Annotated in this window: 20 protein-coding genes and 1 tRNA gene; 12 read left to right on the top strand and 9 right to left on the bottom strand. The window is 71.5% G+C overall.

What is annotated here, in order from left to right; all coding sequences use genetic code 11:
* Positions 1-250 precede the first annotated feature (250 nt).
* Together ACFQ7F_RS30165 and ACFQ7F_RS30160 are read right to left on the bottom strand one after the other, a co-directional pair.
* Entirely contained in the window at positions 251-1,639 is a 1,389-nt protein-coding gene (locus ACFQ7F_RS30165; RefSeq protein ID WP_383276919.1) for an ATP-binding protein, read from the bottom strand.
* Entirely contained in the window at positions 1,636-2,325 is a 690-nt protein-coding gene (locus ACFQ7F_RS30160; protein ID WP_383276916.1) for a response regulator transcription factor, read from the bottom strand. The genes ACFQ7F_RS30165 and ACFQ7F_RS30160 overlap by 4 nt, the downstream gene beginning before the upstream one ends.
* Positions 2,326-2,402: 77 nt before the next feature.
* Between ACFQ7F_RS30160 and ACFQ7F_RS30155 the strand changes: the two genes are divergently transcribed.
* Positions 2,403-2,933 (top strand): hypothetical protein, encoded by a 531-nt coding sequence (locus ACFQ7F_RS30155; RefSeq protein WP_383276913.1) that lies wholly within the window; start codon positions 2,403-2,405, stop codon positions 2,931-2,933.
* An 81-nt stretch (positions 2,934-3,014) separates the two neighbouring features.
* On the opposite strand, the gene ACFQ7F_RS30150 is transcribed toward ACFQ7F_RS30155, so the two are convergent.
* Together ACFQ7F_RS30150 and ACFQ7F_RS30145 are read right to left on the bottom strand one after the other, a co-directional pair.
* Positions 3,015-3,875 carry a spermidine synthase gene (locus ACFQ7F_RS30150; RefSeq protein ID WP_383276910.1) on the bottom strand — a complete coding sequence of 287 codons (861 nt, stop codon included), beginning with the start codon at positions 3,873-3,875 and terminating at the stop codon, positions 3,015-3,017.
* 79 nt (positions 3,876-3,954) lie between these two features.
* Positions 3,955-4,449: a hypothetical protein gene (locus ACFQ7F_RS30145; RefSeq protein ID WP_383276907.1), complete on the bottom strand. Its 495-nt coding sequence runs from the start codon at positions 4,447-4,449 to the stop codon at positions 3,955-3,957.
* Positions 4,450-4,716: 267 nt separating this feature from the next.
* Between ACFQ7F_RS30145 and ACFQ7F_RS30140 the strand changes: the two genes are divergently transcribed.
* Complete coding sequence (locus ACFQ7F_RS30140) at positions 4,717-6,162, top strand: tetratricopeptide repeat protein (protein WP_383276904.1); 1,446 nt, start codon at positions 4,717-4,719, stop codon at positions 6,160-6,162.
* A 57-nt stretch (positions 6,163-6,219) separates the two neighbouring features.
* On the opposite strand, the gene ACFQ7F_RS30135 is transcribed toward ACFQ7F_RS30140, so the two are convergent.
* On the bottom strand, positions 6,220-6,819 hold the full coding sequence (locus tag ACFQ7F_RS30135; RefSeq protein ID WP_383276949.1) for a histidine phosphatase family protein: 600 nt from the start codon (positions 6,817-6,819) through the stop codon (positions 6,220-6,222).
* Positions 6,820-7,078: 259 nt separating this feature from the next.
* Here ACFQ7F_RS30135 and ACFQ7F_RS30130 point away from each other — a divergent pair, with 259 nt between their 5' ends.
* The 7 genes from ACFQ7F_RS30130 to ACFQ7F_RS30100 all read left to right on the top strand — a co-directional run bounded on the left by ACFQ7F_RS30130 (position 7,079) and on the right by ACFQ7F_RS30100 (position 13,961).
* Positions 7,079-8,086 carry a phosphatase PAP2 family protein gene (locus ACFQ7F_RS30130; RefSeq protein WP_383276946.1) on the top strand — a complete coding sequence of 336 codons (1,008 nt, stop codon included), beginning with the start codon at positions 7,079-7,081 and terminating at the stop codon, positions 8,084-8,086.
* Complete coding sequence (locus ACFQ7F_RS30125; protein ID WP_383276902.1) at positions 7,983-9,191, top strand: hypothetical protein; 1,209 nt, start codon at positions 7,983-7,985, stop codon at positions 9,189-9,191. The genes ACFQ7F_RS30130 and ACFQ7F_RS30125 overlap by 104 nt, the downstream gene beginning before the upstream one ends.
* Before the next feature lie 247 nt (positions 9,192-9,438).
* On the top strand, positions 9,439-11,025 hold the full coding sequence (locus ACFQ7F_RS30120) for a hypothetical protein (protein WP_383276899.1): 1,587 nt from the start codon (positions 9,439-9,441) through the stop codon (positions 11,023-11,025).
* Entirely contained in the window at positions 11,022-12,386 is a 1,365-nt protein-coding gene (locus tag ACFQ7F_RS30115; RefSeq protein WP_383276896.1) for an AAA domain-containing protein, read from the top strand. Before ACFQ7F_RS30120 ends, ACFQ7F_RS30115 begins: the two co-directional genes overlap by 4 nt.
* A 101-nt stretch (positions 12,387-12,487) precedes the next feature.
* On the top strand, positions 12,488-12,853 hold the full coding sequence (locus tag ACFQ7F_RS30110) for a hypothetical protein (protein WP_383276893.1): 366 nt from the start codon (positions 12,488-12,490) through the stop codon (positions 12,851-12,853).
* A 411-nt stretch (positions 12,854-13,264) separates the two neighbouring features.
* On the top strand, positions 13,265-13,897 hold the full coding sequence (locus ACFQ7F_RS30105; RefSeq protein WP_383276890.1) for a bifunctional DNA primase/polymerase: 633 nt from the start codon (positions 13,265-13,267) through the stop codon (positions 13,895-13,897).
* Positions 13,888-13,961, top strand: a tRNA-Lys gene (locus ACFQ7F_RS30100). Before ACFQ7F_RS30105 ends, ACFQ7F_RS30100 begins: the two co-directional genes overlap by 10 nt.
* Before the next feature lie 92 nt (positions 13,962-14,053).
* Here the strand turns inward: ACFQ7F_RS30100 and ACFQ7F_RS30095 are convergent.
* Entirely contained in the window at positions 14,054-15,334 is a 1,281-nt protein-coding gene (locus ACFQ7F_RS30095; RefSeq protein WP_383276887.1) for a M6 family metalloprotease domain-containing protein, read from the bottom strand.
* Between the two features lie 327 nt (positions 15,335-15,661).
* Here ACFQ7F_RS30095 and ACFQ7F_RS30090 point away from each other — a divergent pair, with 327 nt between their 5' ends.
* Positions 15,662-17,476 (top strand): putative bifunctional diguanylate cyclase/phosphodiesterase, encoded by a 1,815-nt coding sequence (locus tag ACFQ7F_RS30090; RefSeq protein WP_383276884.1) that lies wholly within the window; start codon positions 15,662-15,664, stop codon positions 17,474-17,476.
* A gap of 27 nt (positions 17,477-17,503) precedes the next feature.
* On the opposite strand, the gene ACFQ7F_RS30085 is transcribed toward ACFQ7F_RS30090, so the two are convergent.
* The 3 genes from ACFQ7F_RS30085 to ACFQ7F_RS30075 all read right to left on the bottom strand — a co-directional run bounded on the left by ACFQ7F_RS30085 (position 17,504) and on the right by ACFQ7F_RS30075 (position 20,305).
* On the bottom strand, positions 17,504-18,601 hold the full coding sequence (locus ACFQ7F_RS30085; RefSeq protein WP_383276881.1) for an LLM class flavin-dependent oxidoreductase: 1,098 nt from the start codon (positions 18,599-18,601) through the stop codon (positions 17,504-17,506).
* A gap of 117 nt (positions 18,602-18,718) precedes the next feature.
* Complete coding sequence (locus tag ACFQ7F_RS30080; RefSeq protein WP_383276878.1) at positions 18,719-19,456, bottom strand: decarboxylase; 738 nt, start codon at positions 19,454-19,456, stop codon at positions 18,719-18,721.
* A gap of 12 nt (positions 19,457-19,468) precedes the next feature.
* Positions 19,469-20,305 carry a decarboxylase gene (locus tag ACFQ7F_RS30075; RefSeq protein WP_383276875.1) on the bottom strand — a complete coding sequence of 279 codons (837 nt, stop codon included), beginning with the start codon at positions 20,303-20,305 and terminating at the stop codon, positions 19,469-19,471.
* A gap of 319 nt (positions 20,306-20,624) precedes the next feature.
* Between ACFQ7F_RS30075 and ACFQ7F_RS30070 the strand changes: the two genes are divergently transcribed.
* Positions 20,625-21,581: a D-2-hydroxyacid dehydrogenase gene (locus ACFQ7F_RS30070; RefSeq protein ID WP_383276871.1), complete on the top strand. Its 957-nt coding sequence runs from the start codon at positions 20,625-20,627 to the stop codon at positions 21,579-21,581.
* Between the two features lie 64 nt (positions 21,582-21,645).
* On the top strand, positions 21,646-23,044 hold a 1,399-nt coding region (locus ACFQ7F_RS30065), incomplete at its 3' end, for an amidase (RefSeq protein ID WP_383276869.1).

The following is a 23,044-nucleotide window of genomic DNA, read 5'->3' as shown; positions in this document are numbered from 1 at the left end:
CTTCCGGGTGCGGGCCGGCCAGTGACTACCCGCGCTCCGCGCGGGACTTATCCCTCCCACCCGCCCGGCACCCCGAGTCAGGGCCCCCGCGCTCGGTGCGCAGTCCAACGCGGGGTGAACGGGCGGGTGGGTGGGAGACATCCGCCGCGAAGCGGCGGTTCAGGGTCTAGCCGAAGCCCGGGGCGCGCTAAGAACGGCGTGGTTCAGGGAGCAGCCCGACCTCGGGTTGCATTAGCCACGGTTCAAAGGGCTACCGCACGCTAGGGGCACGCTTTCGGCGACGTACAGAACCCCCGTGCCCCCGCCCCCCGGCCACAGGCCGACGCCCGTCCAGCTGAATCCAGATGCGGACCTCCGTGCCGCCGAGCACGGACCGCCCGATGCGGACGTCCCCGCCACAGGACTCCGCAAGCTGCCGCACGATGTCCAGGCCGAGCCCCGTCGAGCCGTCGGCCCCCGACCCCGCGCCCCGCGCCAACGCCGCCTCGGGATCGGCGATCCCCGCCCCCGCGTCCGAGACGAGGACGATCACCGCGTCCTCCCCACTGTGCACGTCCACGGCGAACGCCGACCCCTCCCGCGTGTGCCGGAAGACGTTGCCCAGCAACGCGTCGAGGGAGGCGACGAGTTCGGGGCGTGCCACCGGTATCCACACGGGGCGCTCCACCCCCGCGACCCGCACCTCACGCCCCTCGTCCTCGGCGAGCGCCGACCAGAAGGCCATGCGCTCCTGGATCACCTCGGAGGCGTCGCAGCCGGCGCCGGGGCCGACCGCGATGGTCTGCGGCTTGGCGTCGCGGGCGGTGCGGATGATCGTGTCGACCTCGCGTTCCAGCTTCTCCACCGCGATACGGGTCTGCTCGGCCGCGGGACCGTCCCCGAGGGATGCCGCGTTCAGCCGTAGCACCGTCAGCGGGGTGCGCAGGCGGTGGGACAGGTCTGCCGCCAATTCCCGCTCATTGGCCAGGAGTTGAACCACCTGGTCCGCCATCGAATTGAACGCCACCGCGGCCAGGCGCAGTTCCGTCGGGCCTTCCTCCGCGACCCGCGAACCCAGCTTCCCCTCCCCCAGGGACTGCGCCGCGCCCACGAGCCGCTTGGCGGGCTGCACCATGCGTACCCCGAGCCGGTCCGCCACCGCCACGGAACCGATGATCAGCGCGATGCCGACGCCCGCGAGTACCAGCCACGCCGTGGTCACGCCGTTGCTGACCGCGCCCTCGGGCACGAAGATCTCGACGACGGCGATCTGGCCGGAGCTCAGCGCCGTCGGCTGGAGCAGGGCGAAGCCGCCGTCGACCGTCGCCGTCCGCGCCCGGCCTTCCTTGCGCGTGGTCTCCAGCGCGTGTGCGTCCGCACGCCGGTCGCCGATCTCCAGGGCGGGTGCCTTGTCGATGGCGGGCACGTACACCGCCATCCGCCCCTCGCCGCCCGCCTCGGACGTGGCGACGGCCCGTGTCAGCTGATCGCGGTCGGTGGTGATGGAGAGCGTGGGGCCCATGCCGGCCGCGTGCCGCTCGGCGTTCGAGAAGGCCCGGTCCCGTGCCATCTCCTGGATGACCAGGCCGAGCGGTACCGCGAAGGCCACCACGACCATCGTCGTGACAGCCAGGCACACCTTGACGAGTGCCCACCTCACAGCGGTGGCTCCAGCTTGACGCCGACACCCCGCAGCGTGTGCAGATAGCGCGGCCGTGCGGCCGTTTCGCCCAACTTCCTGCGCAGCCACGACAGATGGACGTCGATGGTCTGGTCGTCCCCGTAGCTCTGCTGCCACACCTCGGCGAGCAGCTCCTTGCGGGGTACGACGACACCGGGACGCCCGGCGAGGAAGGCGAGCAGGTCGAACTCGCGCCTCGTCAGATCGAGCCGCGCCCCGTCCAGCTCCGCCTGGCGGCGCAGGGGGTCTATCGCGAGGCCGCCGACCCGTATCTCCCGGCTCGGCGGGGCCTCGTCCGCCGTGGCGCGCGAGCGGCGCAGGACGGCCGCCATCCGGGCCGACAGGTGCTCGACGGAGAACGGCTTGGTCAGGTAGTCGTCGGCACCGTCGTTCAGGAGCCTGACGATCTCGGTCTCGTCGTCACGCGCGGTGGCGATGATGACGGGGACGTCGGTGATCCCGCGCAGCATCTTCAACGCCTCGGAACCGTCCAGATCGGGCAGACCGAGGTCAAGGATCACCACGTCGAACCGGAAATGGGCCACTTCGCGCAGCGCTTCAAGGGCCGTGCCGACGCTGCGCACGGTGTGCGATGCCTCGGTCAGATGCCGGATGAGAGCGGAGCGTACGAACTGGTCATCCTCGACGACGAGCACACTTGCCATGGGCGGCACCGTACGCCATATGAGTGAGCGCGGTCTCCTGGGACACTGGAGGGTCCTGTGGTGCAGTATGGCTCGCGATGCGCAGAGGACTCATACACGCAATAGCTTGGTCGCTGGCCACGGGCGCGGCGGTCACGCTCTCCTGGTGGGGTGTCCATACGGTCATGGCGGGCACCGCCTACGACCCGCCGCGCGCCGTCCCGCTGACCGCCGACGGCGACCGGGCCGAGCCGCTCTCCTCCTCCACGCACCGCCCGGATCCGACGCCGACCCCCTCACCCTCGAAGTCGAAGAAGCCATCGGAACCGGCGAAGTCCCCCGAGAGCAAGCCGTCGAAGCCGAGGACGAGCAAGCCGAGCACGCCTTCCCCACCGGCCTCCACGCCCGGCAACGTGAAGAGCTACTCCTCCGACGGCGGCCGGGTCGTCTTCGACCTCGGCAAGGACTCCGCGACGCTGGTCTCGGCGACCCCGGCGGCGGGCTGGTCGGTGCAGGTGTGGAAGCAGGACACCTGGATCCGGGTGGAGTTCACGTCGGGCGCCGAGAAGGTCTCGGTGTTCTGTACGTGGCACGACCATGCCCCGGCGGTAGAAATCAACGAGTACTGACCGGTTGGTTCAGCAGAAGGCCCAGAGTTGAAAAAACTCGGCTGCCGACTCCGGCGAAACGTCCTCAGCGGGGCGACATCCTCAGCGGAACACCGAGGGCGGCGGCGCCGGCGAAGCCACCGCGCTGGCATCCGTGACCGCCGCCGCGCCCCCGCTGAAGTCGGCGAGCGCCCGGCCGTGCTCGACCCGCGCCGGATGCGAGTCCCCCGCACTGCGCCGGGTCAGCTCGGCGATCGGCAGCGGCCGGTCGGAGCCGACGAGCACCGCGTTGCCGAATCGCTTGCCGCGCAGGACGGCCGGGTCGGCGATCAGCGCGAGCTCCGGGAAGAGCGTGGCGGCGGTGGCGAGCTGGCCGCGCAGATGCGCGAGCGGCGGGCCGTCGGCGAGATTCGCGGCGTAGTACCCGCCGGGCTTCAGAACCCTGCGTACGTCACCGAGGAACTCGGCACTGGTGAGGTGCGCGGGCGTACGGGCGCCGCTGAAGACATCCGCGATGACGAGGTCAGCCCAGCCGTCCGCGATCTTCGCCAGTCCTTCGCGGGCATCGGAGCCGCGTACGCGCACCCGCGCCTGCGGGTCCAACGGCAGCTCACGGCGGACGAGTTGGATGAGCGCCGTGTCGCGCTCGATGACCTGCTGGGTGGAGCGGGGGCGCGTCGCGGCCACGTAGCGGGCGAGGGTGAAGGCGCCGCCGCCGAGGTGCAGGGCCTGGATCGGCTTGCCGGGCGGCGCGACCAGGTCGGCGACGTGCCCGAGCCTGCGCTGGTACTCGAAGTCGAGATACGCCGGGTCGTCGAGGTCGACATGGGACTGCGGGGCGCCGTCCACGAGCAGTGTCCACGCGCGCGGCCTGTCCCGGTCGGGCATCAGCTCGGCGAGCCCGCCGTCCACCTTCTCGACGACGGCTTGTGCCTCTTCGCGGGATCGCCTGTTCCTTGCCATCGGACCATTATCGGCGCACGCGGACGGGGCGGCCCGATGACCTTGACCGATGCCCTTGGAGGACCGCCCCAACGCGGGCTCAGCGGCAGTTGTCGGCGGCCTCGATGGTGCGGGCCGCCATGCCGAGCGCCGCACGCAGGACGGCGGGGTCGGTGACCGGGTCGGTCTCGTCGGGGGGCAGCAGCCAGCCGGTCCCTGCGACCGGGGGCGGCGGGGGTACGGGCTCCGGCTCGGTGTGCAGGCGGGTGCCGCGGCCGAAGGTCTGCGTACACGCGCTGCCCGGCAGGTCCCAGGCGTCGGCGGTGCCGGGCGGCACCAGGAAGCCGAGGGTGTCGCACCCCCCGTCGTGCAGGACGGGGCCGACGGCGTCGCCCGCACCGCGGCGCAGGATGTCGACCGCTTCGAGGCCCTGGCGGGCCGGGACGGTGACCAGATCGCAGAAGTCGGTGGGCTCGGTGAGCTCGGTGGGACTGATGCCCTGCTGTGGTGGTGCGCTGCGGTCCTGGGTCGGCAGGTGCCGTGCCGTAGTCAGCGATGCCCGCGATTCGTCGTTCTCCACGCCGATCTCCAACAAAGGGACCCCTCCTCGCAAGGGCGGAAGCCGCGTCGCTCCCTCTCCGCATGGTTCAACGCGGGACGGCGTCAATAGCTACGGCGTAATGCCGCTGCAAAGGATGGCAGTTCATGGCAGATCATGGGTGAGATATCCGGTTTGTAGCCAAACTCCGCGTGCCGTCCCCATCAGAGCCGGTACGTTCGTGCTTCGCCGGAACAGGGGAAGCATCGCCGAATCCGCAGGATTCGGCGCACTCCGGCACGATCCGTACGAGAGGGTCAGGCCATGGCGTCGTCACCGATGGCATCGTCAACTCCGTCCCCACGGCCGAACGTTCGCTTCCGGCACCTGCGCGGACAGCGCTCGCCGGGCGAGTTCGCCGCCGTGATCCGCAGGGCCGCTCGCGATATCGGTGAGCGCGTCAGCTGCGACGCCCGCTATGTCGGACGCGTCGAGGCAGGGGAGATCCGCTGCCCCAACTACGCCTACGAGCGGGTTTTTCTGCACATGTTCCCGGGCCGGACGCTCACGGATCTGGGGTTCGCACCCCGCTCGGCAGTGCGCGGGCGGGGGGCGCGCGCCGAGTCCGAAGCGCCCGTGTCACACACCACGATCCATCTGTATGAGTCTTCTCCGCCCGGGCCTTACGGCCCCGAAAAGCACGAGTGCGACCCGTACGAGATCCAGAGCCACGAGGAGAGCGACGTGCGGCGTCGCGTATTCATGAGCGGCACGGCCACCGTGGCCGCCGCCTCTTTGGGGCCCTTCGGGCTCGCCGCCCAGAGTCCGGCCGAGGCCACCGCGGAACGCGGCGGCATGGTGGGCGAGGCCGAGGTGAGCGCGGTCGAGGCCGCCGTACGAAAGATCCGGCTGCTCGACGACCGGCACGGCGCCGACGGCCTCTACCGCCGCGCCTCCGCCCCGCTGCGGACCGCGTACGCCCTGCTCGACGCGGGCACCACCCGCCAGTCGACGGCGGACCGGCTGCACGCGAGCGCCGGTGAACTGGCCATCTCCGTGGGCTGGCTTGCGCACGACTCGGGCCGCTTCGACGACGCGCGCTCGCACTACGCGGAGGCACTCGCGACGGCCCGGATGGCCGCCGATCCGGCCCTTGAAGCACACGCCTTCTGCAATACGGCCTTCCTGGCGCGCGATGCCGGGCGGCCCCGCGAGGCGGTGCGGGCGTCCCAGGCCGCGGCGCGCGCCGCCCGTCACCTCGCGTCGCCGCGGCTGCTCTCGCTCCTCGCGATGCGCGAGGCCGGGGGCTGGGCGGGGCTCGGCGACCGGCCGGGCTGCGAGCAGTCACTGGCCCGCGCGCACATCCTCTTCGACCGCGGCCCTTCGGACACCGACCCGGAGTGGATGAGCTTCTACGGCCCTGCCGAGCTGGAGGGCCTGGAGGCGCAGTGCTGGTCGGCGCTCGGCGAATGGGATCGGGCGTCCCTGCACGCACGGCGCGCGGTGAGCGTGGCATCGGCGCAGACCCCGCAGTTCACCCGGAACATCGCCCTCTACACCGCCGAGCTCGCCGACGACCTGGCCCGCGCGGGCCGCCCGGACGAGGCGGCGACGGCGGGTCTGCGGGTGCTCGGGCTCCTTGATCAGGTGCAGTCCTCACGCATCCAGTCGATGCTCGCCACGACGGCCCGGGTGCTGCTTCCGCACCGGCGGGCTTCGGGGGTGTGCGGCTTCCTGGAGCGGCATGCTTCGTTGCCGCGGGTCGTATAGACGCGCGGGTCGTGCAAACGGCAGTCAGTACTACTGACAGCACTAGCTGGACAGCAGTCAGTACTGCGCCAGGTGTCCCGTGTCGTTCCACGACTCGACGGCCGGTTCGCCGTAGGCCCAGCCGAGGGTGGAGATCGAGGTCGGGTTGAGGCGGATGCGGGCGGCGAAGTCGATGCCGAGGCCGAGCCAGCGTGCGCCGATGGACCGCAGGATGTGCCCGTGCGCGAAGACCAGGACGTCGCGGTCCGCGCCGCGCGCCCAGTCCACCACCTCGTCCGCGCGTGCGGTGATCTGTTCAAGGGTCTCGCCCCCGGGGACACCGTCGCGCCAGATGAACCAGCCGGGGCGTACGTCCTGGATCTCGTCCGGGGTCATCCCCTCGTAGGAGCCGTAGTCCCACTCCATGAGCGTGTCCCAGACCGTGGCGCGGTCCCCGAAGCCGGCGATCTCGCAGGTCTCCCTCGCGCGCGAGAGGGGACTTGTGCGCACCTCGACGTCCGGCAGGCCGTCGAAGGGGGCGTGGTGCAGGCGCTCGCCCAGGAGCTTCGCGCCCTCGCGGCCCTCTTCGAGGAGTGGGATGTCCGTCCTGCCGGTGTGCTTCCCGGACAGGGACCACTCCGTCTGTCCGTGCCGGGCCAGCAGGATGCGCGGTGCCATGTCGAGCCTTTCCGAGCCGACAGCCATCGGTCGAGACCATCAGCTGTCATAGAGCGATTTCCGCGGACAGACAGCTGTCCGTACCCTCCATCATCACTCACGCGCGATGTCGCGATCATCCGTGCCCACAAGGAGCAACCCGCTCGTCGATCTCAGCGTCTAAGACCACCAGGGACCGCCTCAGCGTGCTTTCACCCACGCCGTAAGGTGAGGCGGCGGCGAACACCGCATGACCAAGAACGGATGGGGGAACGACCGGATGCCGCAGACGGACACTCCGGGCACCAGGGGCACCGGCGGGCTTCGGCTTCGTTGGTGGACGGAGCTGCCGCTGATCTTGGTCGTGTACGCCCTCTACTCGGCCGGCCGGCTACTGGCGCGCGGCGATGTGTCCACCGCCGTCGGCCACGGCGTGGACATTCTCCGCATAGAGAAGTTCCTGCGCCTCAACGCCGAGAACCCGCTGAACCGTCTCTTCACCGAACATGCCTGGATAGGCGTCCCCGCCGACTTCTGGTACGCGTCGCTGCACTATCTGGTGACGCCCTTGATCCTCGTCTGGATCTTCCGCAGCCGCGCGGTCCACTTCCGTGCCGCACGCGCGTGGCTGATGACGTCCACCCTGATCGGCCTGGTCGGCTTCACGCTCCTGCCGACCTGCCCGCCCCGCCTGTTGAGCGCGGGCCACGGCTTCGTCGACACCATGGCGCAGTACAGCGACTACGGCTGGTGGGGCGGCGAGGCGAGCGCGCCGCGCGGGCTCGGCGGCATGACCAACCAGTACGCGGCGATGCCGAGCCTGCACGTGGGGTGGGCGCTGTGGTGCGGTGTGATGCTGTGGCGCCACGGGCGTTCGCCGCTGGCCAAGGTCGCGGCGGTGGGCTATCCGCTGATCACCACGATCGTCGTGATGGGCACCGCGAACCACTACTTCCTCGACGCGGTCGCGGGCGCCGTCGTGATGGGCCTCGGGCTGCTTCTCGTACGGCCTGTGCTGCGGCTCGCGGACCGGGTGAAGGCGATGGTGCGGCTGCCGCTGGCGGTCGCGCGTCCGTCGTCGGGGGTGGTGGCCGGATCGAACGAGGCGTCCGTCGCGGGCTCGCCGTCGGCCTCGTCCGCCCCAGAGTCCTCAATTGTCAGTGCCGGGTGCCAGACTTCGACAGGTGAGCGAATTCCCCGGCCGCGCAAGCAGCCTGCCGAGCCACACGCCGAGTCGGGCGCCCGATCCGCCGACGCGGAGGACAGCGCTGCGACAGCGGCTCGCTGAGCTGCGCGGTCCTGACGTCCCCGCTCAGCCGCTGGACGCCCGCGCGCTCGCGGCCCTCGCCGCGAATCCGGGGTGCCAGAGGCGCGCGCTGCTCGACGGCGCGGGCGTGGACAAGGCGACGCTCGCGCAGTCGCTCGGCTCCCCCGCCTCCTTCGGGCAGTCGCAGTTCGCGTTCATGCGGGGCAATGCCTTCGAGGCGAAGGTGAAGGCGGACGGCGGCGCGGAGCTGCTGCGTCTGGTGCACGGCAGTCTCGGGGGCGGTCCGGAGCCGGTGCCCGGTGAGTCGTCGGTCCCGGATCTCGCCGCGGTGGGCCCCGAGGGCCGCGCGGCCCGCACCTCGCTCGCGCTGCGCGAGGCGACGTCGACGGAGGGCTGGACCCTCCTGGACCACCCCATGCTGGCGCTCGACGTCGCCGGAACACCCGCGTTCCTCGAACCGGACGCGGTGGTGATCCATCCCGACGGCACCTGGACGGTCGTCGAGATCAAGTCCTTCCCGATGATCGACGGCTCGGCGGACCCGGCGAAGGTGGGCGCGGCGGCGCGCCAGGCCGCGGTGTACGCACTGGCGCTCGAGCGGGTGGCGGCACACATGGAGCCCGCGCCCCAGGTCCGGCACCATGTTCTCCTGGTCTGCCCCAAGGACTTCTCGAACCTCCCGACGGCGTCGGCGATCGACGTACGCAAACAACTCTCGGTGACCAGGCGCCAGTTGGCGCGACTTACCCGCATCGAGGACATCGCGGCAGCGCTTCCGGAGGGCACCACCTTCGACGTGACCCGCCCCGCCGCCGACCTGACGGCAGCGGTCGAATCGGTCCCCGCGACGTACGCCCCCGAGTGCCTGGCCGCCTGCGAACTGGCCTTCCACTGCCGCGAACGCTCCCGCGAGCAGGACGCGGTGACCGCCCTGGGGCGCGCGCTGCGGGGCGAGTTGGGCGGCCTGACGACGGTCACCGGGGTCCTCTCCGCGGCGCACGGCACATCGGGCGACGCGGCGGACCCGGCGGTGGCGGCGCTGCGGAGGGCGGCGGCGCTGAGGTCCGAGGCGTTGTCCGGCGTGGGCGCCTCAGGCGGGGGTAGAGCGGGGGGCGCGCCGTGCTGACCGCCCTGGCGACACTGCCGCCCGGCACGTCCATCCGCCGCTCACACCGGCACCCCGCGGCACTGGCCCGCCCTTCGGTGCGTGGTCGTTGCCGGGTGATCGGGTGGGTGGGCGGGGAAAATCCGCCGCGAAGCGGCGGGGCAGCGGACGACGGCCCGCAGACGCCGACGCACCGCGCAGCGGACCCGCGCCGCGCAACCGCACTGCACCGCGCAGCGGACCCGCAGACGATGGAGGCTCCCCGACCGTGTCGTTGATCGACAACCTGGCCCGCCTGGAAGCGGTGGCCACCGGCCGTGCTCAGCCGAGGGCAACGGCACGGCACCGGCACCTCTCCCAGCGGCCCCTCGTCCTCGTCCCCCTCATCACCGCCGGCGAGGCAGGCGCCCCGCTCGGCGCGCTCGTCGGGACGGAGCGGACCTCGCCCCGCGTGCTCCTCGTCCCCCAGCCCCGCGACCGCGATCTCCGCTTCACCTTCCTCGCCCAACTCGCGGACACCGTCCTGGAGTACGTCGACTCGTTCGCCGACGACGTCGAAGCGGCGGAACGCAGTGAGAAGGACCCGGAGACCGGCAAGCGGGTCAAGGTGGAGGTCGAACTCTGCGCGGACGCTCCGCAGTTGATCGTTCCGAGCCGCGCCGGCATCGACTTCGTACGGCTCATCGGCCGCTCCACCCGTTTCCGCCGCACCGCCGAGCAGGATCCGGAGACGCCGTATCCCGCCCCACCCCGCGTCCCCCTCCTCGGCCGCTGGCTGACCCACTTCGGGGAGCGGGCCCGCGTCCCCGGCTCCTCCCTCCTCGTCGCCATGACCGAGCTGCTCTCCCGGCACTGGGCCACCGGCCAGTCGAGTCTCGAGGACCAGCACCTGGGCGCACTGCTCGCCTGGATCGAGGCCCCGGAAGGCACATCCGGGGCCGATGCCGCGCTCCGCGCCGAGCTGGCCCGGGACAAGGACGGCCAGCTGCTGTGCCCGCCCGCGGGCCCCGCCACGGACCCGGCGTTCGACAACCGCCTCCTCGCCCCGGCCATCGAGCGCTACGACCGCGCGCGCGGAACCCTCGCCGCGGCCGAGGACGGCATCGAGGCGGACGCCCGCCTCGCCGAACTGGCCGCGGCCGAGCGGGAGATCCGCTCCCTGATCGAGAGCAGGACCCGCCCCACCTGGGACGCGGTGTGGCGTGGCCTCGACGCGCTCTGCACGCTCCCCGAGGCCCCGCACGCCGCCGACCGCTGGACCCGAGACCGCTGGTCGTTCACCGGCCACCGGGACCGCGTGACGGCGGGCGAGCCCCCGCAGCCCCGCATGGACGACGCGGTGACGGCGGCGAACAAGCTCGGCACGCGGGAGCGCGAGCAGGCCAGGCTCGATGCCCAGGAGGCACTCGACGACCCTCTGGTGATGGCGGGCCGCCGGCTCGCGGGCGAGGCGTTCGCCGGTGAGGTGACCGAGGTGGTCATGGCGTACAGCGAGAGCAAGAGTCCGAGGCCGCGCCCCCTGGTCACGGTCCGCACGGACGACCACCCGCACCTGGCCGAGCGCGCGAAGGTGTACCGCTCGCTGCAGGGCAAGCCGCAGACGGCCGAGTTCGTCTCCTACGAGGGTGCGGGCACCGTCGTCCTCCGTGTCGTCGACAAGATGGGCCGCGGCAAGGAGCCCGAGGCCGGTTCCCTGCCGGAGAAGGGCGACCGGATCTGCTGGACGCTCTTCGAGCACGAGCAGCGCGGCGGCCCCAAGCTGCCCGAACCCGATGAGACTCCCTGGACCCACGGCGGCCCGCCGGGCGAAGCCGCCGAGCGCCCCGACCCCGTGACGCCGGAGGACACCCTGTGAGTCCAACCGCCCCCTTCGACCGCGCCTCCTTCGACCCCGGCGCGGCGGCCACCCGCGCCACGGACGCGATCCTGCACGACACGCTGCACGGCGCGCACCGCGGCGTCGTCGTCGACTCGCCGCCCGGCGCGGGCAAGTCGACCCTCGTCGTCCGGGCTGCCCGCGAACTGGCCGCGGCGGGACGTCCGTTGATGGTGATCGCGCAGACGAACGCCCAGGTCGACGACCTGGTCCTGCGGCTCGCCGAGAAGGACCCCGAGCTGCCGGTCGGCCGTCTGCACAGCAGCGACCCGGACGCGTACGACAAGGCCCTGGACGATCTGCCCTTCGTCCGTACGTCCACGAAGGCCGCCGACCTCGCCGGACTCGACGTCGTCGTGTCGACCGCCGCGAAGTGGGCGCACGTCGAGGCCGCCAAGCTCGACGCGCCCTGGCGGCACGCCATCGTCGACGAGGCGTATCAAATGCGCTCGGACGCGCTGCTCGCCGTGGCAGGGCTCTTCGAGCGGGCCCTGTTCGTGGGCGACCCAGGCCAGCTGGACCCGTTCTCGATCGTGGGCGCCGAGCAGTGGGCGGGCCTGGCGTACGACCCTTCGGCCAGCGCCGTGACGACGCTGCTCGCGCACAACCCCGAACTGCCCCAGCACCGCCTGCCGGTGTCCTGGCGGCTCCCGGCGTCGGCGGCCCCGCTGGTCTCCGCCGCGTTCTATCCGTACACACCCTTCCGCAGCGGTACGGATCACGACGACAGGACGCTCAACTTCGGTGTGCCATCGGATGGTTCGGGCCCCGACCGGGTGATCGACGAGGCGGCGGAGTCGGGCTGGGGCCTGCTCGAACTGCCCGCGCGGAACACTCCGCGCACCGACCCGGAGGCCGTACGCGCGGTGGCGCAGGTCGTCCGGCGCCTCCTGGACCGCGGCGGCGCGGCGACGTCGGAGCGCGACCCGGATCCCACTCCCCTGACGGCCGACCGCATCGCCGTCGGCACCGCACACCGCGACCAGGCGGCGGCGGTGCGCGTGTCCCTCGCGGCGCTCGGCGTCACGGATGTCACGGTGGACACCGCCAACCGGCTTCAGGGCCGCGAGTTCGACGTGACGGTGGTCCTGCACCCGCTCTCAGGGCGCCCGGACGCCACCGCGTTCCATCTGGAGACGGGCCGCCTCTGTGTCCTCGCGTCCCGCCACCGCCACGCCTGCATCGTGGTCTGCCGCGCGGGCGTCAGCGAACTGCTCGACGACCACCCGTCGACGGAACCGGTCCAGCTGGGCGTCACGGTGAAGTTCCCGGATGGCTGGGAAGCGATGATGTCCACGTGGGCGCAGTGGTCCGAACACCGCGTGGCCTGGCGGCCGTAGGCCCGCAGCCCCCGCAGCCCTGGGCACACGGCCCCCTTGCGCAGCAGGGGAGAATGGAAGACGGCCCCCCACGGCCGAAAACCGTACGAGGAGGAAGAACCATGGCGGAGCCCGAACGGTCCCGGACCGAGCAGCGTCTGCGCCCCGCGCCCCTGCTCTTCGAGCCCGCGGAAGCCGTCGCCGACCCGGAGCACTTCTTCGACCTGGAGTCGATGGAGGACCCGCAGGAGCTTCTGGCCCGGGCCACCGAGCTGACGCACGCTTTCCGGGCCGCGACGGACCGGGCGGTCGAGTTCCAGGCGATCGCGGCCGCGCAGCTCGCCGACCCCCGGCGCTTCGACCGCCTTACACCCGCCGTGATCGCCGAGCGCGCGCAGTGGACCGAGGACTACGCGAAGAAGATGGTCGAGTTCGGCCGGGACCTGCTGCGCGGGGCCGGCGCGGGCGGCGGCGGTCCGGAGGCCTGAGGGGCGGCCGTCAGGGCGGGGCGTGACGGCGGGGGCGGTCCGGAGTCCTGAGGGCGGCCGCCAAGACCTGGCGCGGGGGCGAGGGCGCGGACCCTACGAACAACCGCCGGACCCCTGCGCAGACCCCCGCGCGGACCCCTCGCAGGTCCCGCGCAGGCCCCTCGCTGTCCCTAAGCCGACCTCTCGCAGGCCCCGCGCAATCCCCTCGCCGGCCCTCTCGCAGCCCCTCAGTCGACCCCTCGGAGGTCCCCCGCCGACCCCTCGCAGGCCCCTCAGCCGACCTCTCCCCGCCCCGCAAAAGATCACGGGGCATATGCCGCGGAGGGCAAGGTACTCCCTGTCGCCTCCCGTTGTCCTGATTTCTGGCAACACTCAGAATCGGAACGCTTGCCACCGGTAGATGTATTCGCCATGAGCAGTACACGTCTCCACCCCGGCCCTGCCCCCGCCGGCGTCCAGAACATCTCCGACGTCACTACCGAGGGAGCCGCTTGGCTCGCCTCCGCGGAAACGTATCCGCGCAGCGCCCTCATCCACTGGCGCAGCCGCCCCACCGCCCCGGCCGTCCTCCCCTGCGGCTCCGTCTTCGACGTGGTGAGCGTCCCGGCGATCTTCGGCCGACGGATGCTCGACTGTCTGTGGGAGGAAGGCCCCGGCTCCGGCCCCGTAGCGGCGCACCGCGGCCGCATGCTGCTCTTCGCCGCCCCCGGAACCGCCCAGCGGCTGCCCTCGCTCCTCGAGTGGGAGGAGTGGGGCCGCGCCGTGCCCGGCATCCTCTGCCACGGCATGGGGGACGCGGTGACGGTGCCGCCGATCGCCGCCGACGACCGGGAGACGCTGCCGCCAGGACGCCTCGAGGGGCACCTCGAATCGCGCTGGCTCGTGGCCCCCGACGCCCGGCATCCCTGGCTTCCGGGGCCCGAGGTGGCGCTCTGGGCCTGTGTCCGCGCGGCCCGTGCGACGGCAGGCTCCTCGGTCCGAATTTCGATTTTTCCTGGCGGCGATCAGGGTGCTAAGGTCTACGACGTCACCAGGCGCCGTTAGCTCAGTTGGTTAGAGCAGCTGACTCTTAATCAGCGGGTCCGGGGTTCGAGTCCCTGACGGCGCACAGACGGAAAGAAGCCCCTCGCGCGAGCGAGGGGCTTCTTTCATGTCCGCACAGGACGCTCCGGAACGACCGACTCAGCCGGTTCAGTCGGGTCATCCGGCCGACACCTTCACCGTCCACGCCCCCGTCGCCGTCCGCCCCTCGACCTCGATGCGTACGCCGTCGTCCGGCACCGTGAAGCTCTCCCCCGCACCCACCGGCGCGTCCGCGAGCGGCGGATACACCGAATCGCCCCAGCACGCGTCCGAGCCCGGGTGGGCGTCGACGACCTCGATCGGGCCCCCTCCGGACGGCGCCTCGTTGCGTACGCGGTAGGCGAGCACCCCCTCCCTGCACGTCGCGTGGTCGTTGCCCGTCGCGCCGCGCGCCTCGATGGCGACCGCGCTGTCGCGGCCGGTGCGGACGACCGCCAGCTTGGTGCCGCCGACGCCCCCGCGCGCGGGCCGTGCCGCAAGCGGCTCCAGGGTCAGCCGCCGCGCCCCGTCCTCCACGCACACCACCTGCCGCTGGTCCAGCCAGCCGAGCTTCCACTTGTGCCAGCCGAAGAGGTCGGGCGCGAGCCCGAACTGGCTGCCCATGACGTCCCAGTCGCCGACGTGCGTGTCCCAGTCGCCCTTGCCGTCCGTCGGCCGGTGGTAGAGGTCGGGCAGGTCGAAGACGTGGCCGGTCTCGTGGGCGAGGACGTTGCGGTCCGGCGGATGCCGCTCGAAGACCGTGACGATGCGCTTGATGTCCACGCCGTCGGCCCGCATCGGCCGGTCGAAGTTGACGACCTTCGTGGCGTCCGAGTCGACACCGGGCGCGTCCGGGTCGGCGACGAAGTAGACGACGTCGTACCGCGAGAAGTCGACGTGCGGATCGGCCGCTGCCATCGCGTCCCGCAGATAGGCGCTGCGCCGGGCCGCGTTCCAGTCGCGCTGTATGGCGTACGAGGTGGAGTAGTCCGGCATCTCGACCCACTCGCGCTGCGGATGCGGGCGCAGCGCGAACTTGCCGTAGGAGGCGCGGTCGAAGAACTGGCTCGTGGCGGGGAAGTAGTCACCCACCAGGTCCTGGGGGGAGCTGCGGGGCGGGGAGTCGGGAAAGGAGAGGAAGACCATCGCCGCGTCGAGGGCCCGGTTCGGGCGCGTATAGGCGGTGTTCCAGGTGTCGAGGCCCTCCGAGTGATGCGCCGGTGTGCGCTGGAGTGCGCAGGGCACCGCCGAGGTCTGGGCGATCGCGGGGCCCGCGACGAGCCCCATGGCGGCGAGTGCGGTCAAAGACGTGAGGGCGGCGGCCGCGCTGCGCAACCGGGGGCTCTCCCCTCCACGGGTGAGTCCCCAGGGGGGTAGCTGACGCGGCACGTCCACCTCCGGGTGCGGATTACGGGGCATCCCACCCACTTTGTGACGTTTTATTTAAATATGCCCTGTTTATCTGACCCGGTCGGGTGACTGGCGACCCGCCGACCGTTCACTGAACGTCACAAGTGGTCGCCGGGCAGATTGAGGCGCAAAGGAAGCGGTACTGGGGTGAGCAGAAACGATCTGCCACCGGCCGGGCGCCAAACCCACGCCGGGCATGCGCCTGTCCTATGCCGAACGCGGCCGCCACGCGGTACCGCGCTGTGGCTGGAAGCGCCGTCGGGCCAGCCCCTATGATCGGCACACCTTCCTGCGCGGGCCCGGCCTCGCCGAACAACTGCACTGAGGGGGCAAGTGGTGAACGGAACGTCTGAAGGCCAAGTGGCCACGGCTGTCACAGCGGTCACAGCACCCGAACTCGCCAGGGCGCCCACTACGGAGCGTCGCCATCCGGGGCAGCAGCCCGACCACCGAGCGGCGTTCGCCGCCGCCCCCCTCGCCCTCGGCGTCGTCGACGGCGAGGGTCTCGTCGTCGACGCCAATGACGCGCTCGCCGAGCTGCTCGGCGCGGCCCCGGACGACCTCGCGGGGTGCCTGGCCGCCGATCTGGTGGACCTGGCGTCGGACACGCGCGTCTGGCACGCGTACCGCGAGGTGCTCCGCGGGCGCCAGGCGAAGCTGCGCTGCACCCGGCGCCTGAAACACCCCGACGGGCACTCGCTGTGGGTCCAGGTGACCGTCTCTCCGATGCCCGGCGGCCGTACGGTGCTGCTCGCCGCCACCGACATCAGCGCACGCCGCGAGCTCCAGGACCGGCTGAGGCATCTGCAGATGCACGACCCGGTGACCAGGCTCGCCAACCGCAGCCTGTTCTTCGAACGCCTTGCCGCCGCCCTCGAAGCGGGTGCGTACGACGACACGGGCACCGGCCGTATCGGCCTCTGCTATCTGGACCTCGACGGGTTCAAGGCGGTCAACGACACCCTCGGCCACCGGGTCGGCGACCGGCTGCTCGCGGCCGTCGCCGAGCGGCTCACGCGGTGCGCCGACGAGGCCGGTCAGGGCAGGGCGGCGGCGCCCCTGGTGGCGCGGCTCGGCGGCGACGAGTTCGCGCTGCTCGTGGAGGACTCGACGGGCACGGACCAGCTGGCCGACCTCGCGGACGCGGCACTCAAGGCGCTGCAGGACCCCTTCGACCTGTCGGGCCAGCGGCTCTCCGTCTCGGCGTCGATCGGCGTCGTGGAGCGGCGCGCCGCCGGGACCACGACGACGTGTCTGATGCAGGCAGCCGACACGACGCTCTACTGGGCGAAGTCGGACGGCAAGGCCCGCTGGACACTCTTCGACCCCGAGCGCAACGCCCACCGCATGACCCGTCAGACACTGTCCAGTTCACTGCGTCCGGCCGTCGACCGGGGTGAATTCGTCCTCGACTACCAGCCGTTGGTGCGCCTTGAGGACGGTGGCCTGCGCGGGGTCGAGGCACTGGTGCGGTGGCAGCATCCGCAGTTCGGGCTACTGACGCCGAATCGGTTCATCGGATTGGCCGAAGAGGACGGTTCGATCGTGCAGCTGGGCCGCTGGGTGCTGCGGACCGCGTGCCGCCAGGCCCGGCAGTGGCAGCTGGACCACCCGGACAGGGCGCCGGTCTTCATGAGCGTCAACGTCGCGGTGCGGCAGGTGTGGGACTCGGATCTGGTCACCGACGTCGCGGAGATCCTCTCCGAGACGGGCCTCTCCCCCGAGCTGCTCCAGCTGGAGCTCACCGAGTCCGCGGTGATGGGCTCGGCGGGCCGCCCGCTGCAGGCCCTTCAGTCGCTCAGCGACATGGGGGTGCGGATCGCCATCGACGACTTCGGCACGGGGTACTCGAACCTGGCGTACCTGAGCAGGCTCCCGGTGTCCGTCCTGAAGCTGGACGGCTCGTTCGTACGAGGGTTCCAGTACGACGCGGAGGCGGGCGAGGCGCACATCAACCCCGCCGACGAAGTCATCGTCGAGGCCTTGGTGCAACTCGCGCACCGGCTCGGGCTCACGGTCACCGCGGAGTGCGTGGAGACCACGTCGCAGGCGGCGCGGTTGCGGCGGATCGGGTGCGACACCGGGCAGGGGTGGCTGTACTCCCGCCCGGTGGCGCCGGATCGTATCTCCGCGCTGCTCGCCGCCGGTTGAGGGCAGCGCGAGGGCTGCGCGTGACGGCTACGCGCCGGGCAGTCCGTACGCGTCCGCGATCAACTCGTACGAACGCAGCCGCGCTTCGCCGCTGTGCGCGTTGGCCGTGATCATCAGCTCGTCGGCGCCGGTGCGCTTGGCGAGGTCGTCGAGGCCGGTGCGGACCTGGTCGGCGGTGCCGTAGATGACGTTGGAGTTCCAGCTGTTGACGAACTCCCGCTCCATCTCGCTGAATTCGTACGCCTCCGCCTCCTCGGGGGTCGGAACGAGCCCCGGCTTCCCGGTCCGGAGGCGGACCATGTTCAGGGCGGCGGCGAGCACCTGACGCCGGGCCTCGCCCTCCTCGTCGGTCGCGAGCGCCGATACGCCGATGAGGGCGTACGGGGCGTCGAGGACCGCGGACGGCTTGAACGACTCCCGGTAGAGGTCGAGCGCCGGGATCGTGTTCTGCGCGGAGAAGTGGTGCGCGAAGGCGAAGGGCAGGCCGAGGACTCCGGCGAGGCGGGCGCTGAAGCCGGACGAGCCGAGCAGCCACAGGGGCGGGCGGTGCGGGGACTGGACGCCGCCGGGTGAGGTGGCCTGGACAGGTCCCGGGACGGCGTGGATACGACCGTACGGGTGTCCGTCGGGGAAGTCGTCGTCCAGGAAGCGGGTCAGCTCGGCGAGCTGCTGCGGGAAGTCGTCGGCGCCTTCGTTGAGGCGCTCCGTCCTGCGCAGCGCGGCGGCGGTCGCGCCGTCCGTACCCGGGGCGCGTCCCAGGCCCAGGTCGACGCGGCCCGGGGCCATCGCTTCGAGCGTGCCGAACTGCTCCGCGATGACGAGGGGGGCGTGGTTGGGCAGCATGACGCCGCCCGAGCCCAGGCGGATGCGGTCCGTGTGGGCGGCGAGGTGGGCCAGGATGACCGCGGGGGATGAGGAGGCCACGCCCGGCATGGAGTGGTGCTCGGCCACCCAGTAGCGGTGGTATCCGCGGCCCTCGGCCAGCTTGGCGATCTCCACGCTCTTGCGCAGGGCGTCGGTGGCGGTCCTGCCCGCCCCTACGGTCACCAGGTCCAGTACGGAGAGCGGGACCGGCGCGGTGCCGTGCCTGTCGCCGCGGATGTCGTCGCTCGGGTCCACTGTCACGGGGGCCTGCCTCCTGCTGCGCGTACTTTTGCGGGTCTTCTTGCTTCGCAGGGGGCAACAGGAGGGTGGCTCCGTTTTATTCCCGGGGGGTGTTCTGCCCTGTGGGCGCGCCCCGGGTCACCCCTTCACCTGCACCACCGGCTCCTTAGTGAACAGCGCGCCCAGTGACGGTGCGTTCACTCGGCGGGTGGACAGGCGCAGAGCCTCCCAGACCGTCACCTGGTTCGCCGTCAGGACCGGTTTGCCGAGGTCCTGCTCGAGCGCCTGGACGTACGCCGCCGTGTGCAGTGCCGTGTCGGGGAGCAGGACCGCGTCCGCGTCGGGATGGTCGCCCGCGCGGGCCATGGCCCTGACCCCCTCCCAGCCCCACGTGCCCACCTCAGCCGCCGTGATGATGCCGCTCCCCTGCGTCGAGACGACCTCCGTGCCCGCCGCCTTCAGGAACGTGGCGAAGAGCGCCGCCACGTCCTCCGGGTAGGTCGCGGCGACCGCGACCCTGCTCGCGCCCACCTCACGTACCGCGTGGGCGAACGCGAAGGACGTACTGGACGCAGGCAGGCCCGCCGCCCTGGCCAGGGCGCGGACCTGGTCGTGCGCGCCCTCCCAGCCGAAGACGAAGCTCGCGCTGGTGCAGGCCCACACCACCGCCTCCGCGCCGGCCATGCGCAGCTCCTCGACCCCGGCGGCGAGCCGTGCCGTCGATCCCATCTCCAGGAGCGCGTCGACCCGGTGCGCGTCCTCGCCGATGTCGGTGTGGACAACCTGCAGCCGGACATCGCTCCCCAGCATCTGCTCCATACGGGGGTAGTCGTCCTCAGCCGAGTGACCCGGATAGAGAAATCCAAGTGCCGTCACTTCCAGCCTCCTTCAAGGCAGCGTTGGTGGTCCTTCGGGCAGGCCCTGGGGCGGATCGACCGGCACCACACCGGGCAGCTCGCCCGGTCCCGCGACCGGGCCCGCGCCCGGCCTGGCACTCGGATTGATCAGCGCCTGGTACGGCCCTACGGCATGGGTACCCAGCCGACGCAGGGCAGACCACATCGTCACCTGGTTCGCGGAGATCACCGGCATCCGCAGCTCGGCCTCGAGCTGCGGGATGACGTCGTACGTCGCGAGATTGGTGCAGCTGATGAAGAGCGCGTCGGCGCCGCCGAGCACCGCCCTGCGGGCCATCTCGGCCACGTCCTTGTAGGGCACTTTCCAGATGTGCCTGGTCAGGCCCAGATAGGCCCGGCCGGTCACGGACACACCTGATTCGGCGAGGTAGTGCTCCAGGGACTGGGTCACCGACCAGGTGTAGGGCGTGACGAGCGCGATGCGCCGCGCGCCCAGATCGTCGAGCGCTTCGAGCAGCGCGCCCGATGTGGTGACGGCGGAAACCGCGCCTTCGCGGTTCATGGCCTCGCACATCGCGCGCTCGCCCGCGATGCCGCCGACGAAGCTGCCCGACGTGCAGGCATAGGCCAGGACTTCGGGTTCGGCGGCGCTCAGAGCGCGCACCGCCTCGGCGAGCGTTTCGTGCTCACTGACCAGTCGTGCCAGGTCGAGGCTCACCTCGACGGGCACGTACGGAGTACGTGTCAGGTGAAGGGAGACTTCGTCCGGCACCCAGCGCCAGAGCTCCCGGTCGAGTGCGAAGTCGAAGGGTGCGACGACACCTACACCACGTTGAGGGTGTGGTCCGCCGAGGAAAGAGACGTCCATGAGCAGGCCCCAAGTTCGTGCGTGCGTGCATTTGAGGGACCGGCCGGGGGCCGGGAGATGCGGAACCGGCGACGCGCCGGGACGTCGGGATGGGGCAAAAGGCGCGAAGAAAGCGCTACAGAGTGTGCTAAGACCTCGCACGGAGCGTACTCAGCCTTGGGGTGCTTGTGATAGAGCACCTCTGTTGACGAAGGTAGTTTCAGGTGCGAGCGTGGTCAATCCGCGCATCTCTAACGGCTCTGGCCGACACAAAACTCAGGGAAGCGGACTCTCATTGCGAAACGGTTTCTCCCCGATGTCCGAATCAAGCTCTGATCCGATGTCCGATACAACCGTTCTGGTTCTTGACGCCCCGTCCCCCGCCCCGCCGCCCCGTCTCGGCAGCCTCACGGGGCGCGCCCGGATCCTGCACGCGGACGCGGACAGCCTGGCGGATCAACTCCCCCACGCCGATGTTCTGTTGGTGTGGAATTTCCTCTCGGACGCCGTGCGTCTCGCCTGGCCGGGCGAGGGACCGAGGCCCCGCTGGGTGCACTCCGCGAGCGCGGGCGTTGACCGCCTGATGTGCCCCGAACTCGCCGAGTCCGACACGCTGGTCACCAACGCCCGCGGCGTCTTCGACCAGCCGATCGCCGAGTACGTGGCCGCTCTCGTCCTGGCCATGGCCAAGGATCTGCCGCGCACCCTCCGGCTCCAGGACGAGCGCACCTGGCAGCACCGCGAGACCCAGCGGATTGCCCGCACGCGCGCGTGTGTCGTGGGTTCAGGACCTATCGGACACGCCATCGTCCGGATGCTGAAGGGGCTCGGGATCATCACCGCCCTTGTGGGACGCAGCGCCCGCGACGGTGTCCACGGCCCCGACGAACTCGATCGGCTCATGGCGCGGGCCGACTGGGTGATCTGCGCGGCGCCGCTCACGGACGACACGCGCGGCATGTTCGACGAACGGCGCTTCGGCATGATGCAGCCGTCGGCGCGCTTCATCAACATCGGGCGCGGCGCGCTCGTCGTGGAGGACGATCTCGCGGCCGCCCTGTCGAAGCGGTGGATCTCGGGCGCGGCCCTCGACGTCTTCGAGCACGAGCCGCTGCCGGAGAGCAGCCCGCTGTGGACGGCGCCGGGGCTCCTCGTGTCCCCGCACATGAGCGGCGACGTGGTCGGCTGGCGCGATGAACTGGGCTCGCAGTTCGTCGAGTTGTACGAGGAGTGGGCGGCCGGTCGGCCCCTGTCCAACGTGGTCGACAAGAAACGTGGGTATGTACCGGGGAATTGATCATTCCCCGGACGTGCGGGCATTGATCACTCCCGAGCCACTTCCCTCCCCCTGAGGAGCGTGCATGACCGAGCTCACGGATCTCACCGCGGTACAACTCGTCGATGCCTATTCCAAGGGCGAATTCAGTCCGGTGGACGCGACACGGGCAGCTCTGCGCAGGGCGCAGGACGTGCAGCCCGTGGTGAACGCGTTCGTGCGCATCGACTCCGACGAGGCGCTCGCCCAGGCCGAGGCGAGTGCGGAGCGATGGCGTCGGGGTGAGCCGCAGGGGCTTGTGGACGGGGTGCCGGTCTCGGTCAAGGACATCCTGCTGCAGCGCGGTGGGCCGACGCTGCGGGGCTCGAAGACCGTGAGTGCGGCGGGGACTTGGGACGAGGACGCGCCGTCGGTGGCGCGGCTGCGCGAGCACGGCGCGGTGTTCATCGGCAAGACGACGACGCCCGAGTTCGGCTGGAAAGGCGTCACGGACAGCCCGCAGAGCGGGATCACGCGCAATCCGTACGACCCTTCGCGCACCGCGGGCGGTTCCAGCGGCGGCGGCGCGGCTGCCGTGGCGCTCGGCGCGGGGCCGCTGTCGCTCGGCACGGACGGCGGCGGCTCGGTGCGGATCCCGGGCTCCTTCTGCGGGATCTTCGCGCTGAAGCCGACGTACGGGCGTGTGCCGCTGTATCCCGCGTCCGCTTTCGGCACGCTGGCGCACGTCGGCCCGATGACGCGGGACGCGGCGGACGCGGCGCTCCTGATGGATGTCATCAGCGGCCCGGACTGGCGCGACTGGTCACAGCTGGGTCCGGTGGAGGGCAGCTTCCGCGCGGGTATCGAAGGAGGCGTACGCGGTCTGCGCATCGCCTATTCGCCCTCGCTCGGCAACCAGGTCGCCGTGCGGCCCGCTGTCGCCGCCGCGGTGCGGCAGGCGGTGGAGGCCCTTGCGGCGCAGGGTGCGTACGTCGAGGAGGCCGACCCGGACTTCACGGACCCGGTGGAGGCGTTCCACACGCTGTGGTTCAGCGGCGCGGCGCGAGTGATCCAACACCTGCCGCCCGCCCGGCGGAAGCTGCTCGACGCCGGGCTGCAGGAGATCTGTGCGCAGGGCGCCCGGTCCAGCGCGCTCGACTACCTCGCCGCAGTTGACGTACGCATGGAGCTCGGCCGTCGCATGGGCCGCTTCCATGAGACGTACGACCTCCTGATCACTCCGACGTTGCCGATCACCGCTTTCGAGGCGGGGGCGGAGGTTCCGAAAGGTTCCGGCCATCGTCGGTGGACGGGATGGACCCCGTTCACGTACCCCTTCAACATGACGCAGCAGCCGGCCGCGACCGTCCCCTGCGGGGTGGACCGCGACGGACTGCCCATCGGGGTGCAGATCGTGGCGGCGCGGCACGCCGACGCGCTCGTCCTGCGGGCCGCGCACGCGCTGTACGAAGCGGGCCGGGGGCGACGAGCCCACCCACCCCACC

Source organism: Streptomyces sp. NPDC056486 (genome assembly GCF_042795295.1).
Taxonomy (GTDB): Bacteria; Actinomycetota; Actinomycetes; order Streptomycetales; family Streptomycetaceae; genus Streptomyces.
Note: the sequence above shows the minus strand (reverse complement) of the source record. Positions and strands in the feature narration are given on the sequence as shown.

Excerpts from the sequence above, each read along its gene's own strand:
- ACFQ7F_RS30140 (WP_383276904.1), top strand. The coding sequence starts at position 4,717 with ATGGCGTCGTCACCGATGGCATCGTCAACTCCGTCCCCACGGCCGAAC.
- ACFQ7F_RS30105 (WP_383276890.1), top strand. The coding sequence starts at position 13,265 with ATGAGCAGTACACGTCTCCACCCCGGCCCTGCCCCCGCCGGCGTCCAG.
- ACFQ7F_RS30135 (WP_383276949.1), bottom strand. The coding sequence starts at position 6,819 with ATGGCACCGCGCATCCTGCTGGCCCGGCACGGACAGACGGAGTGGTCC.
- ACFQ7F_RS30075 (WP_383276875.1), bottom strand. The coding sequence starts at position 20,305 with ATGGACGTCTCTTTCCTCGGCGGACCACACCCTCAACGTGGTGTAGGT.
- ACFQ7F_RS30160 (WP_383276916.1), bottom strand. The coding sequence starts at position 2,325 with ATGGCAAGTGTGCTCGTCGTCGAGGATGACCAGTTCGTACGCTCCGCT.
- ACFQ7F_RS30070 (WP_383276871.1), top strand. The coding sequence starts at position 20,625 with ATGTCCGATACAACCGTTCTGGTTCTTGACGCCCCGTCCCCCGCCCCG.
- ACFQ7F_RS30110 (WP_383276893.1), top strand. The coding sequence starts at position 12,488 with ATGGCGGAGCCCGAACGGTCCCGGACCGAGCAGCGTCTGCGCCCCGCG.
- ACFQ7F_RS30150 (WP_383276910.1), bottom strand. The coding sequence starts at position 3,875 with ATGGCAAGGAACAGGCGATCCCGCGAAGAGGCACAAGCCGTCGTCGAG.
- ACFQ7F_RS30155 (WP_383276913.1), top strand. The coding sequence starts at position 2,403 with ATGCGCAGAGGACTCATACACGCAATAGCTTGGTCGCTGGCCACGGGC.
- ACFQ7F_RS30095 (WP_383276887.1), bottom strand. The coding sequence starts at position 15,334 with ATGCCCCGTAATCCGCACCCGGAGGTGGACGTGCCGCGTCAGCTACCC.
- ACFQ7F_RS30130 (WP_383276946.1), top strand. The coding sequence starts at position 7,079 with ATGCCGCAGACGGACACTCCGGGCACCAGGGGCACCGGCGGGCTTCGG.